Genomic DNA, 1,317 nt, shown 5'->3' on the forward strand with positions numbered 1-1,317 from the left:
TACTGCAACCCGGTGTTGCGACTTGAGCGGTGGTGACTCGTTGACCGGTCATGCTGGGTGGCGAGGTACTCGCGGAGTGGCAGTCGGGTCTGGATGATCTGTTCGCGGTGATCGCGGGCCGGTTTTCGCGGGTCGAGCCGCGCCGGTTGGCGTTTGCGTACGTGCGTGGGCTGTTGGCGCCGTTGGAACGGCGTAACGGCTGGACCCTTGCCGAGCATGCCGGCCGGCGATCCCCGAACGCGGTGCAGGAGATGTTGTACAGCCCGTGCTGGGATCCGCATCTGGTCCGTGACGACATCCGTGACTACCTGGTCGAACACCTCGGCGATCCCGGCGGCGTGCTGATCGCTGATGAGACCGGGTTCGTCAAGAAGGGCACACGTTCGGCCGGTGTCCAGCGGCAGTACTCCGGAACTGCGGGCAAGGTCGAGAACTGTCAGATCGGCACGTTCCTGGCCTACGCCTCGCCGAGAGGCCGGGCGTTGATCGACCGGGAGTTGTATCTGCCGAAGTCCTGGACCGACGACCCGGACCGGTGCGCGGCGGCGGCGGTGTCCGACGGTGTCGAGTTCGCCACCAAGCCGCAGCAGGCCCGGACCATGCTGGAACGGGCCGTCGCCGCCGGGGTCCCGTTCGCCTGGTTCACCGCTGACGAGGCGTTCGGGCAGAACCCCGGGCTGCGCAACTGGCTCGAAGAGCAGGACATCGCCTACGTGATGGCCACCCGCAACGACGACGAGGTCCCCGCTGGGCTGCACACCGTCAGCCCCGTCAAGACGGTGATCGGCACGATCCGGGCTGGGGCATGGCGGCGGATGTCCTGCGGCGACGGCGTCCACGGTCCCCGGACATACGACTGGGCTTGGGCCCCGATCCGCACCGGGTTTGCCCATGGGCGCCGGGGATGGGTCCTGGCCCGCCGGTCGATCAGCACCGGCGACATCGCCTACTACCGCTGCTTCGGCCGGCGCGGGATCCGGCTGCGCGATCTGGTCCGGGTCGCGGGTTCTCGCTGGGCGATCGAGGAGTCGTTCCAGACCGCGAAGAACGAGGTCGGCCTGGACCAGTACCAGGTCCGTCGCTACGACGCCTGGTATGCCCACATCACTCTGGCCATGACGGCCGCCGCGTTCCTGGTCGTGACCCGTGCCGCCGAGGCCGCAAAAGGGGTCCATGCACAGACGGCAGCAAGCTGATCCCGCTGACCAGCAACGAGATCCGCCGCCTGCTCACCAAACTCGCCCTGACCGGCAAACACACCGCTGAACACATCTGGCACTGGTCCCGCTTTCGACGCCGACGCCAGCAACAAGCCCG

The 1,317-nt window shown here is 67.8% G+C and carries 1 protein-coding gene; it reads left to right on the plus strand.

Annotated elements, in window-relative coordinates:
- Positions 1 to 50 precede the first annotated feature (50 nt).
- Positions 51 to 1,196, plus strand: a complete 1,146-nt coding sequence (locus ODJ79_RS46540; RefSeq protein WP_263030179.1) for an IS701 family transposase — start codon at positions 51 to 53, stop codon at positions 1,194 to 1,196.
- The last annotated feature ends 121 nt before the right edge of the window (positions 1,197 to 1,317 follow it).

The sequence above is a fragment of the Actinoplanes sp. KI2 genome (assembly GCF_025630775.1).
In the GTDB taxonomy this organism is placed as follows: domain Bacteria; phylum Actinomycetota; class Actinomycetes; order Mycobacteriales; family Micromonosporaceae; genus Actinoplanes.